This is a genomic window from Oceaniovalibus sp. ACAM 378, assembly GCF_008085915.1.
In the GTDB taxonomy this organism is placed as follows: domain Bacteria; phylum Pseudomonadota; class Alphaproteobacteria; order Rhodobacterales; family Rhodobacteraceae; genus Oceaniglobus.
This window is the reverse complement of record NZ_VSJK01000018.1, coordinates 3,660-22,392: the sequence shown is the minus strand read 5'-3', so window position 1 is coordinate 22,392 and position 18,733 is coordinate 3,660. Positions and strand designations below refer to the sequence as shown.

4 protein-coding genes (1 of these 4 running past the window's edge) are annotated in these 18,733 nt (G+C 61.7%); all 4 read left to right on the top strand.

Annotated elements, in window-relative coordinates; translation table 11 throughout:
• Tightly spaced (each overlapping or abutting the next), the 4 genes in view from FQ320_RS20150 to FQ320_RS20135 form a layout consistent with a single transcriptional unit that may run on beyond the window.
• Window positions 1-4,956, top strand: the 3' portion of a protein-coding gene (locus FQ320_RS20150) for a type I polyketide synthase (protein ID WP_148475126.1). Its footprint begins 2,565 nt before the window's first position; 4,956 of the gene's 7,521 nt are visible here — the last part of the coding sequence; its start codon lies off the left edge, out of view; it ends in the stop codon at window positions 4,954-4,956.
• Window positions 4,956-11,513, top strand: a complete 6,558-nt coding sequence (locus FQ320_RS20145) for a type I polyketide synthase (protein WP_148475125.1) — start codon at window positions 4,956-4,958, stop codon at window positions 11,511-11,513. Before FQ320_RS20150 ends, FQ320_RS20145 begins: the two co-directional genes overlap by 1 nt.
• Window positions 11,510-17,863 carry a type I polyketide synthase gene (locus FQ320_RS20140; protein WP_148475124.1) on the top strand — a complete coding sequence of 2,118 codons (6,354 nt, stop codon included), beginning with the start codon at window positions 11,510-11,512 and terminating at the stop codon, window positions 17,861-17,863. Before FQ320_RS20145 ends, FQ320_RS20140 begins: the two co-directional genes overlap by 4 nt.
• On the top strand, window positions 17,864-18,733 hold the full coding sequence (locus tag FQ320_RS20135; RefSeq protein ID WP_148475123.1) for a hypothetical protein: 870 nt from the start codon (window positions 17,864-17,866) through the stop codon (window positions 18,731-18,733).

The following is an 18,733-nucleotide window of genomic DNA, read 5'->3' as shown; positions in this document are numbered from 1 at the left end:
ACGCTCACTGGCACGCTGCGCCGGGGGACCGATGATCGTGCCGCCCTGATGGCTGCGGTTTCGACAGTTTGGCGGGCCGGCGTGTCCATCGATTGGCGCGCGGTAAGCGGGCCTGACCGGCGCATTGCCGACGTACCCACCTATCCGTTCCAACGCGACCGCCACTGGTTCCGTGCAACGCGACCACGGACGAACGATGACACCGAACAAGTGCATCCGCTGCTTGGCACCAAGCTGCGCGTCGCCCTCGAAAACCATACCGTGTTCGAGCAACGGCTGCTGGCGGGGGATCGCGATCACATCGCGGATCACGTGGTTCAGGGGCGTTGCATTGTTCCGGGTGCCGCAATGATCGAGATGGCGATTTCGGCCGTGCGGCTTGTCCTCCCTGGTCTGCACAGCCTTGGCGATCTCACGCTGATCGACCCGCTCGTACTGGACGATCGGACAGAAACGCTGATTCAAACGATCGTAACGTGCAACAAGGACAGCGAGAGTGTCGAAATCCTATCTTGGGCAGGCGAAACAGGGCTGTGGCGGCGTCATGCGACAGCCTTGGTTTTGTCCGAAATTCCGACCGCGAAGGAAGATCTGAAACCAGAAGATTTCAGCGCGCAGACCGAATACAAGGACGCCGCGACGCATTACGCCGATCTGGCTGCGCGCGGTTTCAGGTTCGGACCAAGCCTGCAGCGGATCGAAAAAATCATCCGTGTCGGAGAAAACGAGGCCGTCGGACAGATCACCGCGCGCGAAACGCAAGACCGCTATTTTTTTGATCCCGCACAGCTTGACGGGTGCTTGCAGGTCATCGCCGCCGCCCTACCCGAGCAAACTGCAGAGGCTGTGGCCTATCTCCCGTTTGCCATGGGGAATGTAACGATCCTGCGCAGCCCCGGGCCTGGGCTTCGCGCCCGCGCAAAAACGGTGCCCGCAGGCTCGGCGGGCGACAGAACCCTGCGGGCATCGGTCACGATCACCGACGATGCGGGATTGGTCGCCGTGCTTTCCGACATCATCCTGCGTGAAGCGCGACAAACACCGCCCAACGCCTTTTACACCGTCGACTGGTCGACGATCCGTTCGCTCGCCCCGCTGCCTGCCCCAGATACGCTTGTTTTCGAGGCGCGGCAGACCCTTGATACCCTCGCAAAAGAATACGACCTTGTCGGCTACGACGCCGCCAATACCGCACTTGATGCCGTCACTGTCGAGTGGATTTCAAAATGCTTTCTGACGCTTGGCTGGACCAAAGTCATCGGAGATGCGGTCGAGGTGAACAGTCTCGCCCACCGGTTTGGCATACCCGAGCGGCTTTGGGGGCTTTTGACGCGCTTTCTGAATATTCTTGCCGAGGATGGTATTCTGAGCCGCGAGGGACAATCATGGACCGTCATCTCCGAGCTGCCGCAACCTGACCCGGTTCGGATGTCCAAAGCGGTCGCAGAGCGCCATCCGCAGGCCCGCGCCAAGCTGCAGTTGATGGACAAATGCGGCCCCAACCTGCCACAGATCCTGCGCGGCACCCGCAATCCGGTCGAGGATCTCTTTCCGGACGGCGACCTGTCAAATGCCCGTGCGCTCTATCGCGATAGTTCTGAATCCCGCACCTTCAACGGTGCCATCGCCGAGACGGTTCGGCGCCTGTGCAAGGCCCGCACCGATAGCGTCGGCCCGCTTCGCATTCTTGAGATCGGCGGCGGTTCTGGCGGGACAACCGCGACGGTTCTGTCCCGGCTTGACGGGCTGGATTTCAGCTATGTGTTCACCGATATCGGCACGGCGATGGTCCGCAACGCCGAAGCCGAGTTCGGCAACCGCGACGGCCTAAGCTTCCGCACACTTGATATCGAAAAGGATCCAACGGAGCAGGGGTTTGCGCGGCAAGGTTATGATCTGGTCATCGCTGCCAATGTGCTTCACGCGACGACCGATCTGCGCGCCACAGTGACACGGGTGCAGGAAATGTTGGCGCCCGGCGGTCTCATGCTGTTGCTTGAAGTCGTCGCACCCGAGCGTTGGGTAGATCTATCATTCGGCCTCACCAAGGGTTGGTGGCTGTTCGCGGACAAGGATTTGAGACCGGAATACCCGCTGATAGGACCGAGCGCCTGGATCGAACTTCTTCGGGGATGCGGACTGGAGGCGGAAAATCTGTCCGGAAACAATCCGCTATCAAGACAAGTCATTTTTGCGGCGCGCAAACCGACAGCCACGGACGGCGTCACAGAGGCGACCTGGATCGTAATTGCCGATGATGCCGAAACGGCGCGGGCCGCCGATGTTCTGACCGCTGCGGGCATCAATGTTGATCTGCGAACATCATCGGCAGAGTGGCTGGCTGATTTTTCCGGCGCTCCCGACGGCATCCTCGATCTGCGGCCACTCGGCGCGGATATGGCCCGCGGCGGTCCCGAGCCCGTTTTGTCTGCCCTGCGCGAGACCGTTCAGAATCTCCTGCGACAAAAGTTGGAAGGCGAAATGCCGCGCCTTGTCGTCGCAACCTGCCAATCCCAGAAGGTCGCGTGCGGCGATCGCCCAGACCCAGCGCAGGCGGCTGTATGGGGCATGATGCGTGCGCTGCGCGCGGAATTCCCGGACCTGCGCGCGACTTCGCTGGATCTGCCGCGCGGCGCCGACGGTCAGCCCGTGCTGGACGCCCTCGCATCCCTGCTGACTGGACCACAGAACGAAGCCGAGATCGCGCTGCGCGACGAAACCCGCTTTGCGGCGCGGCTTGCGGCAACTGATCTGGCCCAGCCAGAAACACACGCCGTGGCGCTTGAAAAATCCTCAGATGGTGTGCTTGGGAACCTGCGGCTGGTGCCCTTGAACGATCTGCAGCCCGGTCCAGACGAGGTTTTGATCGATGTGATCGCAGCCGGTCTGAACCTGCGGGATGTGATGAACGCGCTGAATATGAGAAACGATACCGAACCGCTCGGCGGCGAATGCGTCGGCATCGTGCGAGCCGTCGGTGCCGACGTACATGGTTTGCAGCCCGGTGACCGGGTTGTTGGCATTGCTACTGGCTGTTTCGCCACCCGCGCCATTGGACGCGACGCCGAACTGTTCCTGCTGCCGACAGGTATTTCACCGGCTGAAGCCGCGACCTTGCCTTTCGCCTTCATGACGGCGCAGCACGCGTTGATCGACATCGGCGAAATGCGCAGAGGCGAATGGGTACTGATCCACGCCGCTGCCGGTGGCGTAGGCTCGGCCGCCGTTCAGATAGCACAGGCGGCAGGCGCGCGGATCATAGCCACCGCTGGCAGCAAGGCCAAACGGCAACGATTGCGCGCTGCGGGCATTCAACATGTCTATTCTTCAAGGGACATTGAGTTTGCCGAAATGGCGATGACAGCCACGGGCGGCAAGGGCGTGGATCTTGCGCTCAACTCGCTGGCCGGCGAATTCATCGACGCGACAGTCGCCTGCCTCGCCCCGACGGGCCGTCTTGTCGAGATCGGCAAACGAGATTTATGGACACCGGCCCGATTTGCCGAACATCGTCCCGAGGGCTCCTATCAAATCGTTGATCTGGCAGCGATCCGCGCAGAGTCGCCTGAAGTCTCTGACGCGCTTTTCCTTCAGGTCATGGAAGCGGCGCGTGGCGGCAAGATCCGCCCCCTGCCCGTCACAACCTTTCCGCTGAACCATGCGAGCGAGGCGTTCGAGTTCATGGCGCAGGCGCGGCACATCGGCAAGATTGTGCTGCTACCGACGCCGACCGAAACCCATAGCTTTGCAAATCTGCGGGCCGATGCCAGCTATCTCATCACGGGTGGAACGCGCGGCCTGGGCCTGGAGACGGCGCGCGAAATGGTCCGCGGTGGGGCTCGGACGCTCGTGCTTGTGGCGCGCAGCGCGCCGGATGCGGCAACTGTTACCGTTTTGTCCGAGTTGCGCGCGCAGGGGGTTCGCATTGAGACTCGGCAGATCGACGTGTCTGACCGCGCTGCGGTGGCCGACCTGTTTGCACAGATTGTCCGCGACCTGCCGCCACTCAGGGGTATCGTCCATTCTGCCGGGCAACTTTCGGATGCCAGCATTCTGCGCATGTCCCGCGCCGAATTTGCTGTGCCGCTTGGGGCAAAAGTGGACGGCAGCTGGAACCTGCATCTGGAAAGCCTTTCGCTTGGATTGGACTTCTTCGTTCTCTATTCGTCGGTCGCCGGAACGCTGGGATCGGCGGGCCAAACCAACCACGCGGCGGCAAACGCCTTTATGGACGCGCTGGCGCAGCACCGGCAGGCGCTCGGTCTACCGGCCATCAGCATTGCCTGGGGCGCGTGGTCAGAAGCTGGCATCGCCGCAGAGACGGCGGCAGATGTGATGGCAGGCAACAAAGGGATCCGGCCCATCACGAACGCTGCCGGTCTTGCGATGGCGCAAAAGGCGATGGAGTCGCGGCAGGCGCACGTCGTGGCCTGCCCAATAGACTGGACCAGATTTCGGGCACAGCGCCCCGACATGATCGGTCACGCGTTTCTCGAACGGATGACCGAAACGACACCCGACACAGCCCGGACCGAACGCCGCCTGCCCCCCCCTCGGATCTTTGACACACTTGCCGCAGCGACAGGCACAGCCCGGAGAGCCATCATGTTGGATTTCGTGGCCGATCAAGTGGCATCAACGCTCGACCTTGCCACATCTGAGGATATCGATCTGGACCGGCCACTTCGGGATCTGGGCCTTGATTCGCTCATGGCAGTCGATCTGCGCAACAAGCTGTCGGCAGGGCTGGGTGGCAAACTCAACCTGCCGACCACGATGGTATTCGAACACCCTACGGTCGCTGCACTGACTGATGGCTTGTTAACCCGTATCACCACTGTCCTGGCAGACGAACCCGCGCCAGACCATTCCGAGGCCACCAATCTCGATACGCTGGAGACTCTCAGTGAAGACGAGATCGAGGCTCTTTTCGCCAGGGCAACAGGAGGCTCATAGTGAGCGATTTCCTCAAACGTATCAGTGCCTATTCGCCCAAACGGCTGGCGCTTCTTGCGGCGCAGCAAAAGGCCCGGCTCGACGCGTTAGAGGCGCGCACTCCGATTGCCATCGTCGGGCTCGGCTGTCGTTTTCCTGGCGGCTCTGACACACCTGCCGCCTATTGGTCCCTCATCACGCATGGGACCGAGGCGATCTCGGAGGTGCCTGCGGATCGCTGGGACGTGGATAGCCTCTATGATCCCGATCCGGATGCGCCCGGCAAAATCTCAACCCGTTGGGGCGGATGGATCAAGGGCATCGACCAATTTGATCCACAATTTTTTGGCATTGCCCCGCGTGAAGCCCAATCGCTCGACCCCCAGCAGCGCCTGTTGCTCGAAACCGCTTGGGCGGCCCTTGAGGATGCGGGAATCCCGGCGAAAAGGCTTTTCGGAACCCGAACCGGTATCTATTGCGGCATCTCCGGAAATGACTATCACGGCGTTTTGCGCGACGCTGGCCTTACCGACTATGACGCCTATACCGCCTCGGGAATTGCGCATTCCATGGCGTCGGGTCGGCTGTCTTACGTCCTTGGCACCACGGGGCCCAGCCTGTCGATCGATACAGCTTGCTCGTCCTCGCTGGTCGCGATCCATCTGGCGGTCCAAAGCCTCCGGCGTGGCGAAAGCGACGCGGCGCTGGCAGGCGGAGTGAACCTGATCCTGACGCCGGAAACGACGATCGCGTTATCGCGCGCCCACATGATGGCGCCGGACGGCCGCTGCAAGACATTTGATGCGCGGGCCGACGGTTTCGTTCGCGGTGAGGGGTGCGGAGTGCTGGTGCTTAAACGGCTCAGCGATGCAGAGGCCGACGGCGACCGGATCGTGGCCGTAATCGCTGGATCCGCGATGAATCAGGACGGCCGCAGCAACGGGCTGACCGCTCCGAACGGCGCGGCGCAGCAGGCAGTGATCACAGCCGCGCTTGACGACGCCGGTCTCGAACCCGGTGACGTCGGATTTGTCGAGACGCACGGCACCGGCACAGCGCTCGGCGACCCGATTGAGGTGCATGCCCTCTGTGCTGCGCTTTGCATGAAGGTTGACCGCAGCACGCCGCTGCGTCTCGGCTCGATCAAATCGCAAATCGGACATCTCGAATCCGCCGCTGGTGTCGCTGGTGTCATCAAGGCGGCGCTGGCCATCAGTCACCGCACGCTTCCGGGTCAAGTCAACCTGAAAGAACTTAACCCGTTGATAGGGTGGAACGATCACACCGTCGAACCACAGCGATCTTGCGAGGCTTGGCCCGACGATCTGCCACTGCGGGCCGGCGTCAGTTCGTTTGGGTTCAGCGGCACCAACGTGCATCTCATTCTTGAACCCGCACCCATCGCCGCTGCCACAAACGCAACACTGGCCGAGCGTCCGCTGCACGTCCTCACCGTCTCGGCACGAAGCGCCGACAGTCTCAGCCAACTGGTCGAGGCTCGACGGGCTGACTTGGCAAGCGCCGGCGCCTTGGCTGACATCGCCCACGTTTCCAATGCAGGCAGGGACCACTATCCGCACCGAATTGCCGTCGTCGCCGCCAGCGCCGCCGAAGCCGACGCATTGTTGCAGGCGGGCGACCGCACCGACAAACGCTATGCCAAAGACACGGTCGGGCAGCGGGCACCCAAGCTCGCCTTTGTATTCACCGGCCAAGGGGCGCAATATCCGGGGATGGCTGCAGGCCTCTATGACGCGCATCCGGTGTTTCGGACCGAGATCGAACGCTGCGCCGCATTTCTGGATGGCGTGATGCCCGTCCCGCTTCTGTCAGTAATCAAAGGCAACACAGATGAGGTGGACGAAACCGCTGTTGCACAGCCAGCCCTTTTTGCCGTGGAATGGGCCCTTGCCGCACTGTGGCGCAGTTGGGGGGTCGTGCCGGATATGGTACTCGGACACTCCCTTGGCGAATATGTAGCGGCCTGCGTCGCCGGAGTCTTTACCCTTGAGGAAGCGCTGACGCTGGTCGCGAAGCGCGGCGCGATGATGCAGTCTTTGGACGAACCGGGCGCCATGTCTGCGCTGCAGATAACGCCCGATGCGGCTCGGGATCTGATTGCACCATGGCGGGATCAACTTGACATCGCGTCGATCAACGGGCCGCAAAACGTTGTCATCTCTGGCGCGGTGGCGGCGATGGACGCAGCAGATGCCGCAGCAAGGGCGAACGGGTTTACACCGACCCGCCTGCGCGTCTCGCACGCGTTTCACTCGCCGCTGATGGAGCCGATGCTGAGCGCGTTTGAAGCAGCGGTGGCCAACTGCACTCTGACCGTCCCTGAGATATCGCTGATCTCCAATCTGACTGGCCAAGTCGAAAGCGGAAAACTGACCGAGCCGGGATACTGGCGCGAGCATGTTCGAGCACCCGTCCGGTTCGCCGACGGTCTTGGCACTGCCGCCAAGGCGGGGGCAAGCGTGTTTCTGGAAATCGGCCCGCATCCCGCTCTGTTGCCGGTCGCTCAGGCAAATCTCGACGCTGCCCACACGACCTGGCTGAGTTCGCTTCGGCGCGGTCATGATGACCTGCAAGAGATGCTGGAAAACCTGTCCCGGCTCTATGTGGGTGGCGTAAATGTGGATTGGCGAAGCTTCGACACCCCTTGGCCACGGCAACGTCCAAGACTATCGGGTTATCCGTTTTCGCGTGCGCGCTACTGGATCGAGCCGACGAAAAAAGCCAAAGTGCCGAGCACTGCGGGCAATCTACCTGGTCGCCAGATTATCCATTCACTTGGTGAAACCCGGTTGTTCGAGGTGGAACTCGATCCTTCGACGATGCCCTGGCTTCGCGAGCAGTCAGTCCACGGCCATTCAATGTTGTTGTCCACATATCAAATGGACTGGGCCTGGCAGGTGGCACAGCTGCATTTTGGCGACGGCACGGTTGAGATCCGCGATTTCGTGCTTCGACAACCGCTCGATCTTGTCGGTGATGCGATCCGACTGCTGCAACTTTCACTAACACCCGAGAGTGAGTCCGTAGCGCATTTCCGCGTATCGGCGCGGCAGGAGGATGGCTCTTGGGTCTGCCTCTGCGAGGGACTGCTTGCACGCGGAACGGCCATTCCGCCGCAACAGATGCTCTTCGACGATGCGACAAAGCCGGTTCCGGTCGAACAGTTCTATTCGAACCTTGCCGATCTGGGCATCAGCGTCGGTTCAGCCTTTCGCAACATCGATACGCTGCGGGCTGCCGAGGGATACGCCATTGGCGAAATTGTCACTTGCTCGGCCCGATCCGGTCATCATCTCGCCTCTCCAGTCGCAGTCGATACCGCGCTTCAGGTGATCGGCGGGGCGCTGGATTTGCCATCGCTCAAAGAACCTTACCTGATGTTTGGTGCCGCGCGTATTATCTGGCACGCGCCGTTACCTGACCGTTTCCTCTGCGAGGCGCGCGTTACGCAACCCGATGACAGCGAAAGCCTTCTGGCGGACGTGCGGCTGGTGTCGAAGGGCGGCGCGCCACTGATTACTTTCAACAATATAACCCTGCGCCGCATTCGGACCGAAGATCTGGTGGCTGAGCCAACTCTGGATGCTGTGAAGCGGATCGTGCAAAAGATCGTCTGGCGCCGAGATGCGGTTCCCGCGGAACCGGGGCAGTTGGTCAATGCCGGTGCTCCTGTGCTGGCAACACTGGCCGAAAATCTTGGGCTGGAAACCCGCTATGCGGACTTCATGGAGCGGCTCGACGCGCTATCCTCTGGCTATATTGTGCAGGCCCTGCGCGATCTGGGCCATCCGCTGTCCGTCGGCGACCGGCTGAGCTCGGAGGAGGTGGTGAATACCTCGGAGGTGCATCCGAGGCACCGCAGGCTTGTGGATCGGATGCTCGAAATCCTTGCCGAGGATGGCAATCTGAACCCGTCGGGCGCGGATTATTGTGTGGTGACGTCACCTGAACTCCACGACATGCAGGCAAAGGCCGTCGAGTTGCGCGATGCTTTCCCCGCGTGCGAAGCGGAAACCGAGATGACGCAACGCTGTGGCAGCGAATTGGCCAACGTGTTGCGCGGGCACATAGATCCTCTGGCGTTGCTTTTCCCTGAAGGCTCGCTCGAACTCGCGAAAAACCTCTATGAGTTGTCGCCGCCCGCGCGCGCCTATACCGCCGCTCTGGCCGAAATGGTCGGCACCATCGCGAAAAACTGGCCAGAGGGCCGCCGTCTGCGCATTCTTGAGATCGGCGCGGGCACAGGCAGCGCCACGGCGCGCATACTGGAGCAACTCGGCGGTCAGGCATTGGACTATGTCTTCACCGATATCTCGCCGCTCTTCCTGAACCGAGCACGCAGCCGTTTTGAGCAAAGTGCCGGAATGGAATTCAGAACGCTTGATATTTCGGTACCTCCGACAGAGCAGGGTTTTGACCTTTGTGACTTCGATGTCATTCTTGCAGGCAACGTCATCCATGCAACGCCGGATCTGGAAACCTCATTGGGTCATATCCGCGACCTGCTGGCGCCCGACGGCATCTTGCTTCTACTCGAAGCAACCAAGCCGCAAAGGTTCGGCGATCTGACGGTCGGATTGCTTGACGGCTGGTGGTCCTATGGGGACACCCAACGCCGGTCTTATGCGCTAATGCCGCAATCCGACTGGCTGGAGCTATTTGACGAAATGGGTTTTCGCGAGGTTTGTGCGCTGCCGTCCGATGGAGCGAAGGGCGCGTTGGCTGAACAAGTTATCTTTGTCGCGCGTCGTCCCACGCTGCAATACGCCAAGCGGCGCTGGCTGATTGTACCCGGTGGCAGCATGGAGTTCGCGTTGAAAACCGCGCTCGACGCGACGGGCGACGACGCATCTATCGTCGCGGACAGTGTCGCGCTGCAAGATGCCTTGCGGCAACGTGATGCAGATGGCGTCATCCATCTTGGCGCGCTTGATGTCAGAACAGATGACGGTATGAGCGCGAACGACGTGATGGCCGGACAACGCGCATTGTTCGAGGGATTGCTGGGCACGGTACATGCTATGGCGGCAGCCTCTGGCGAGGCGCCGCATCTTTGCATCGTCACACGTGGCGCACAGGCAACGCAGGACACAGACGACGCCGAACCGGCGCAGGCCGCCGTCTGGGGCTTTTCACATACTTTGGCCTTGGAACACCCCGAGATCGCCGTCCGGCGGATCGATCTTGACGTCGAAGGTGCCGATCACGCAGACGCACTCGCAGGTGAACTCCGCCGTTCGGGGGGCGAGGATCAATCAGCCCTGCGCGGCGGCACAAGGCTGGTTCGCCGACTGGCTCCCGGCGGGGCATTACTGCGCGCTGCTGCACTGGACTTCCCCAGGGATGCCACGTGCCTCGTGACCGGGGGGCTGGGTGGGCTGGGTTTGGCGGTGTCGGAATGGCTCGCCGGTGAGGGCGCGCAATATATCGCACTCCTTGGCCGATCGATTCCGGGTGAAGCGGCGCGGGAAGCCATCGACCGGATGAAAGCTTGCGGCGCGATAGTTTGCGTTTTGCAGGGCGATGTCTCGGACACACCCGATGTCGAGCGCTGCCTGAATGAACTCAGGGACCAACTCCCGCCGGTCGGACTGGCGATCCACGCCGCAGGCGAGTTGGCGGACGCTGTGATCGTCAACCTTGACTGGGCACAAATCGAAACCGTGATGAAGGCCAAGGTCGCCGGGACATGGAACCTCATGCAGGCCCTGCCAACCTCGGCACGTTTCGTCATGTTCTCGTCTGGCGCATCGGTCGCGGGATCGGCGGGGCAAGCCAACCATGCCGCGGCCAATGCCTTCGAAGATGCATTGGCCTACAGGATGTGCGCTGCGGGCCGCTCGGCGCTCACCATCAACTGGGGCCTTTGGGCCGAAATCGGCGCTGGTGCCCGCCAGCACAGCCGCGGATTTCAGGCTCTGCGCCCCATCGCTCCCTCGGTTGGACTGCGCGCGCTCGGTGCAATTCTGACCAACGCCGCGCAGATAGGCCCGCAGGTCGCTGTTATCGATGCCGACTGGAGGGCGGTCGCCGATCGCGACTCGGCAGTGCCGCTTTTTTCCGAGTTGCTCCCAAACAACATGCGGACGCCGAACGGCACCGAAAGAAAAACGGCCGGCGCAACCGGCATCGGCGTTCAGGCGGACCTTTCGAAGTTGATCGCATCGACGCCACGCAATCGTCGGCGCGCGGTGCTGGAAGGCGCTGTGCGCGACCTAGCGTTAAAGGTGCTGGGTGGGTCACCAGAGGACACGATTGACGTTACCGAGCCACTCCAACAGCGCGGTCTCGACAGCTTGATGGCCGTTGAGCTTCGCAACCTGCTCAACGTCGCCTCGGGGCTGTCGCTGCCAACAACGGTCACTTTCGATTACCCGTCCGTTACCGCGCTTGCTGATTTCATCGGCGAGCAATTCGCATCATCCACAGACCCGACGCGCGTCACCTCCCCCGCAGCAGAGCCGTACGACATGGCAAACGACACCATGTCAGAAGAAGAATTGGCGGAACAGCTCGCGAGCCAACTGGACCGAATGGACAGGGATTTCAGCACATGAGCAACAAGCCAGGCACAGACTATCACGGTCTTCTCCAGCGGTCGGTCGCCACGATCAATCGTCTCGAGAACGAGCTTATTCGGCTCAGAAATGCCCGATCTGAACCTGTCGCAATTGTTGGAATCGGCTGTCGTTTTCCCGGCTCGGCAAACACGCCCGAGGCGCTCTGGGAACTGCTGAAGCAGGGACGTGACGTCGTCACCGAGGTACCCCCCCACCGCTGGGAACTCGACCCGATCTACGACCCGGATCCTGACGCAGCCGGCAAGACCTATTCCCGCTGGGGCGCTTTTCTTGACGATGTCGAAGGCTTCGATCCGGCTTTTTTCGGCATTACGCCGCGCGAAGCGATCAGCCTTGATCCCCAGCAACGGCTTTTGCTCGAAGTCACATGGGAGGCACTGGAACATGCTGGCATCGCGCCCTCGTCGCTGTCGGGAAGCCAGACCGCCATATTTGTCGGCATGACCGCACATGATTTTGCAATGCGCTTGGCGAAATTCCAAGCCGATCGGACTGCTGACGCCTATGCTGCTTCCGGATCAACTCATTCCATTGCGGCGGGTCGACTGTCCTATTTCCTCGGCGTGCACGGCCCGAATTTTGCGCTCGACACCGCCTGCTCCTCATCGATGGTCGCCGTTCACGAAGCCGTCCGTGCGCTGCGCTCCGGCGATGCGGACATGGCACTTGCGGGGGGTGTCACGCTGACGTTGACGCCAGTCGGCGCAATCCTGACGTCGCGGGCGCGGATGATGTCCTTCACCGGGAAGTGCCACACTTTCGATGCGGCGGCCGACGGTTACGTGCGCGGAGAAGGCTGCGCCATGATCGCATTGAAGCGCCTTGGCGACGCACAGCGCGACGGCGACCGGATCATCGCGGTGATCAAGGGCAGCGCGATCAACCAAGACGGACGCAGCACCGGGGTCACCGCCCCCAACGGGCGCGCGCAGGTCGCCGTGCTGCGCGCCGCGCTCAAGGACGCCGGGCTTGAGCCCTCGGACATCTCATACGTCGAAGCGCATGGTACCGGGACCTCGCTTGGTGATCCGATCGAAATCAACGCCCTGGGTGAAGTCTTTGGCGACCGCCCACACGAGACGCCCCTGTTGGTTGGTTCGCTCAAAACCAATATCGGCCATACCGAGGGCGCGGCCGGCATCGCCGGAATCATCAAGGCGGCGCTCGCGCTCCAGCATCGTCAGATCCCGGCCCACCTGCATTTCGAAACCCCAAACCCGCTGATCTCCTGGGACACACTGCCGATCCATATACCCGTCAGGCTGACACCCTGGGAGGCGCCAGAGTCCGGCAAACTGAGGGCGGGAGCCAGTTCGTTCGGGTTCAGCGGCACCAACGCCCACATCATCCTCGAAGAGGCGCCGCCGCCGCCAGAGCACCTCCCATTGGTCGAACGCGCCTGCACGCTTCTGCCCCTGACAGGTCGCAGCGACAAGGCACTGGCGGCGCTGGCCGGGCAGTTAGCGAGCCATCTGCGCGCGACGCCAAATGCCAGCATCGCAGCAACCGCTGCCGAACTGGGGCTGGGCCGATCACATCTGAATCGGCGGGTCGCATGCGTGGTGACAAACCGCGATGACGCGCTCGCAAAGCTGGACGCGGTGGCGCAGGGCGAAACTCCCATCGGCGTGGTGCGAGGATCCGTGCCCGGCGGAAGCGCGCCCGAAGTCGTGATGATGTTCACCGGTCAGGGATCGCAATATCCTGGCATGACCCGGGATTTATATCAGACCGAACCGGTTTTTCGCGCTGCGCTGGAGACCTGCGCGGCGACCCTGGAAGGGCAGTTAGAGCATAAACTTATTGATGTGATGTTCGACAAGAACCCGGCAATGCTGAACGACACTGCCTATACGCAACCGGCGCTCTTCGCAGTGGAATGGGCACTCTTCAAGCTCTGGCAGAGCTGGGGGGTCGAACCTGCTGCCGTTGTCGGCCACAGCATCGGCGAATATGTCGCCGCCTGCGTCGCCGGGGTGTTCGGACTTGAGGATGCATTGCGCCTGATCGCGGCCCGTGGAAGCTTGATGAGCGCGCTGCCGCGGGATGGGACCATGGCAGCGATCTTTGCTGACGCCAAGACAGTAAGCACCGCGCTGAAGGACCTCGAAGCAACCTGCGGAATCGCAGCGATGAACACGCCTTCAAATACCGTCATCTCTGGTCGGCGCGATACGGTGGCAACGGTAATGGAACGGCTCGCCAAGGCTGGTATCTCGGGGCAAGAATTGACCGTCTCGCATGCCTTCCATTCGCCGTTGATGGATCCGATATTGGAGAGTTTCGCCGAGATCGCCTCGGGCATCCGGTTTGAAAATCCCCAGATTGCGCTGGTCTCAAACCTGAACGGGCAAATAGCTGGGCCCGAGATTGCCACGCCCGACTACTGGACCCGCCATATCAGCCAGCCGGTTCGCTTCGCCGACTCCGTCGCGACGCTATTGCAAACCGGTTTCCAGTCATTCCTTGAGGTCGGCCCCTCAGCCAGCCTGATTGGCATGGCCAGGCAATGTGACGGCGCCGAAAAGGCGCATTGGGTCGGCTCTCTGCGTAAGGGGCGCAATGACAGCGCAGCCATCACCGAGGCCGCAGCCACGCTTTATGTGCAGGGCCAACCGATGAACTGGGACGCTCTGCAGGGCGGCAAGCTGCCGGCCAGCCGGATCGCTCTGCCCACCTATCCCTTCCAGCGCGAGCGTTACTGGCCCGAATTTGATGACATCCCGGCACAGGTCAGGGCGTCGGGCGATCATCCACTGCTGGGCAAGTCCAACCCCGGCCCGGTTCAGGTCTTCCAGAGTGACATCGGGACCACGACAGTACCTTGGCTGGCCGATCACCGCATCTACGGCCACGCCCCCTTCCCCGCCGCCGGATTCATCGAAATGGCATTCGGGGCGGCAAAAGAGGCGCTTGGCACCGCAAGCGTGAGCCTGCGCGACATCGAGATCCGCGACGGTCTGATCCTGCCGGAAGACGGCAGTGTTGCGATGCAGGTCATCTTGAATAACGAAGGTGCGGCCCGCCGGGATATACGGATCTACAGCGCGCAGCCTGCTGTCGACAGCGCGGAACCGAATTGGCGGCTGCACATGCAGGCCGGACTGACCGAAGCAAGCCTGCCGCATTCAGAAGTCAGCTTGCCCGATGTGCCACAGACAGCGAGCCACCTCGATGCAGAGCACTTTTATGGCTGGATGGCCTCGCTCGGCGTCGAGTATGGCCCCGCCTTCCGCCCGCTCAGCGAAATCCGGTGCCACGGTGACGAGGCTTGGGCCCGTGTTTGCTTACCAGACAGCTTATCTGACAGTGGATTTATCGCCCATCCGTCCCTCATCGATGGTTGCGCGCAACTGCTTGGCGCCCTGCTGTTCGAAACCGAGGAAAGCGGCGACGCCTTCATGCCCGTCGCCATCGACGAATGTCGTGTGTTGGCGCCGGTGCCACGCGAAACGCTCTGCCATCTGACGCAACGCAAAACCGCCAAAGCGGACGAACTCGAATGCGACTTCAGCCTGTTTGACACAGATGGCCGCTTGGTCTTGAGCGCGCGCGGCTTTCGTTTCCAGCGGGTCAAGCGCAGCACGTTGCGCCGGATGATGGGCGCACAGGACCGCAGTGATTGGCTGTTCGATCTCACATGGAAAAGCGCGCCGTTGTCCGAGCCGCAGCCAGAATCGGCTGTCGGCAAATGGCTGATACTCGCCGACGAAACCGGCACCGCCGAGCAACTCGTCCAGCGCTTGCGTGCCGCCGGAGCCGAGGTCTGCATCGCTCGGCAAGGAAACACATTCACGGCCGGAGATGACGAAGTACAGCTCTGTGGCGGAGACATATCTCAGGTTCGCAGATTGCTCGACGAGATCGGCGCGGTGCGGGACATCGTCAATCTCTGGCCGCTTGACGCGACGGGACACGACGACCTTCTGGCCACCGCGCTTTGCCTCGCGCAGGGCGCGCCTGACGGTGCACGACTGTGGTTCGTGACCCGAGGCAGCCAGTCCATCGCTGGCGAGGCCCCGAACCTGGACCAGTCACCTGTCAATGCCTTTGCCGGCGTTGTCGCGACCGAGCGTCCTGAAACGCATTGTGTGCGGATCGACCTTGATCCCACGCTTTCGGACGGCGAAGCCGACCAGTTGTTTCGCGCGCTCACCAACCCCGACCGCGAAGACCAGACGGCCTTTCGCGGCGATGCCCGTTTTGCTGCGCGCCTGGCACCCGGGCGCATCGAACCTGTCGCGCAACAGACGCCAGTACTTCTCGACATCACCGAACGCGGCGTGCTGGAAAATCTGAAGTTTGTGCCGGTTGAGCGCGTCCCCCCCGGTTCGGGGCAAATAGAGTTGCGTGTGCGGGCAACCGGGGTCAATTTTCGCGACGTCCTGAACACGCTCGGCATGTATCCCGGCGATCCCGGTCCGCTCGGGAGCGAATGTGCCGGTGTCGTCACTGCTGTGGGCCCGGGCGTCACTGAATTTGTAATCGGCACCGAGGTGGTGGCGATGACCGACCGCAGTTTTGCTACGTTCGTCACTGTTGACACGACCCTGGTGGTCGCAAAGCCAAAACACTTGACCATGGCCGAAGCGGCAGCCGTACCGGTTGCCTGGCTGACGGCTGGCTATGCGCTCAAAACGCTTGGCAAGGTCAAGCCGGGCGATAAGGTGCTGATCCACGCCATCACCGGCGGTGTCGGAATGGCCGCAGCGCAAATCGCGCACAGCTTGGGGGCACGGGTTTTTGGCACGGCCGGTTCACCTGAAAAGCGTGCGCTCGCAATTCGGCTCGGCGCCGAAGCCGTGGGCGATTCCCGTTCGCTGTCATTTGTGCAAGATCTGATGGCAGCGACAGATGATACCGGTGTCGATTTCATTCTCAATTCACTCGCTGGCGAATTCATCCCCGCCAGTCTTGGCATGCTGGCCGAGCGCGGTCGTTTTGTCGAGATCGGCAAGACCGACGAATGGGATCAGGCGCGGATCGACAAGGATTATCCCGGCCGCATCTATCACCAACTCTATCTCGGCGAGATCACGGCGTCGGATTCCGGGCTGGTCCGGAACATGTTGCAGGACATCTACGACGCGATGGCGGAGGGAACACTCACGCCGATGAGCCATAGAGCTTGGCCCCTTGAACAGGCGGCGGATGCGTTCCGATTCATGGCGCAGGGGCACCACACTGGCAAGATCGTCTTGACCCAGACCCGGCCCGAAGGGATCCGCGCGGATGCGAGCTATCTCATTACTGGTGGGTTGCGCGGTATCGGCTTGCGGACCGCGCAGTGGCTGGTCGCTTCTGGCGCGCGCAATCTCATTCTGATCAGCCGCTCCGGCGAGACCGAGCCATTCGTGCCCGAAATCGAAGCTCTCAGAACTGCCGACGTCACGGTGCTGACTCGCGCAGTTGATGTGGCGGACCATGGCGCGATGGCGGATTTGCTAACCGAAGCAGAAGCCAAACTGCCGCCACTCCGAGGCATTATACATGCCGCCGGTATTCTCGATGATGCGATGATCCCCGACATGACACCAAGGCGGATTGCCAAGGTACTGGCTCCCAAGGTGAATGGGGCGCGGGTGTTGCACGCCCTGACTGCAAAGCAAAACCTCGACTTCTTCGTGGTTTTTGGCTCGGGCGCCGGCCTGATGGGGGCGGCTGGCCAGTCAAATTACGCCGCCGCCAACGGCTTTCTCGACGCCTTTGCCCATTGGCGACGCGCGCAGGGTCTTCATGCGCTGAGCATAGATTGGGGCAGTTGGGCCGAAATCGGCATGGCCGCCCACGTTGACGATCGCCACCAGAAACGCTGGGCGTCCATGGGTCTAAAGATGATTCATCCAGACGAGGGCGTCGAAATGTTGGCGGACGCGCTGTTTGGAAGCCCATCGCCACAGGTCGGGATCGTTCCCATGATCCGCAGCAAACTACCGGCGGAAGCAGGGCCGCTGTTTTCTGACATCCTGAAGCAGACGGCACAGGCCAGCACCGACACTGACGGCGATATCCTCGCACAGCTCACCTCGGTTGGCGCCGATGAGCATTTGAAATTGCTCGGCGATTGGCTCGCCGGTCAAATCGTGCGCGTTCTGGCGCTGGAGCCAGGAATGATTGACCAAAGGGACCGCCCGCTCATGGATCTGGGAATGGATTCGCTTATGGCGATGGAGCTTCACAACCGTTTGCGTGCCGGGCTCGGCAAAACAGTCCAGGTAAGCGACCTGCTAAAGGGTCCAACGGTGAACGACCTTACCGGGATTTTGCTGGCCGAGTTGGACGGCACAAAGATCGATGAAGGCCAATGGGAGGAGGCTGAGATCTGAATGCGCACCAACGAGGAAGGCACGCGGTCAGCAATTATCTTCATGTTGCTCTTCACGGCTGGCTGGTTCGTGGTCGAGGACGTGTTCGGCCATGCAATTCGAAATCCTCTGAACGTGCTCCAGATCATTTGGTGCCGCTATCTCGTGCACCTTTTCGTGGTGATACTGGTATTTCGTCGGCAACGGTTCTGGCACACGACGCGACCGCGCTATCAGCTGGCTCGTTCGGCGCTTATGCTGACCATGCCGCTCGGATTTGTCGGCGCCATTGTCGCCGGTGCGACCGCCGAACAGACTTGGGCGGGGTTCTGGATCGCACCAACGCTGATGCTGGTCTTCGGCTGGCTGCTGAACCGCGAGGCCCCCGGCCCCTTGACCGTTCTGCTTGTCTGCTTCAGTTCCGTTGCGGCAGTCGTCGTTGTCGGGAGCGGACCCTCTTGGGCGCCACTGCCTTTTACGGGATCGTTCATCATGGCCGCATCTTTCGCGATCTATGTTGCAATGACCCGTTCGCTGCAGACCGAGCCCGTCGCCGCCAACCTCTTCTACACAGCGCTGGTGCCCTTCCTCGCCCTTGCGCCGGTCATGCCTTTGGTCTGGCTGACCCCTGACTTGATGGATGGATTGGCGATCGCAGGGATTGGCGTTGTCGGCTTTGTCTCTCTGTTTTTTCTGGACCGTGCGGCGGCGGCGCGCATAGCGTCCACGGCCCCGATCCTGCCCGTACTGACAGTCTTTCCAACGCTCGCAGCACTGGCGAGCGGCCTTGGCTTCCCTGCCCTGCCAACGCTTGCGGGCGTGACGGTGATCGGTGCCGTCGCTTTTATGTCTCTTGCGACCAGCCACAATCAGGACAAACTCGTGGACTGA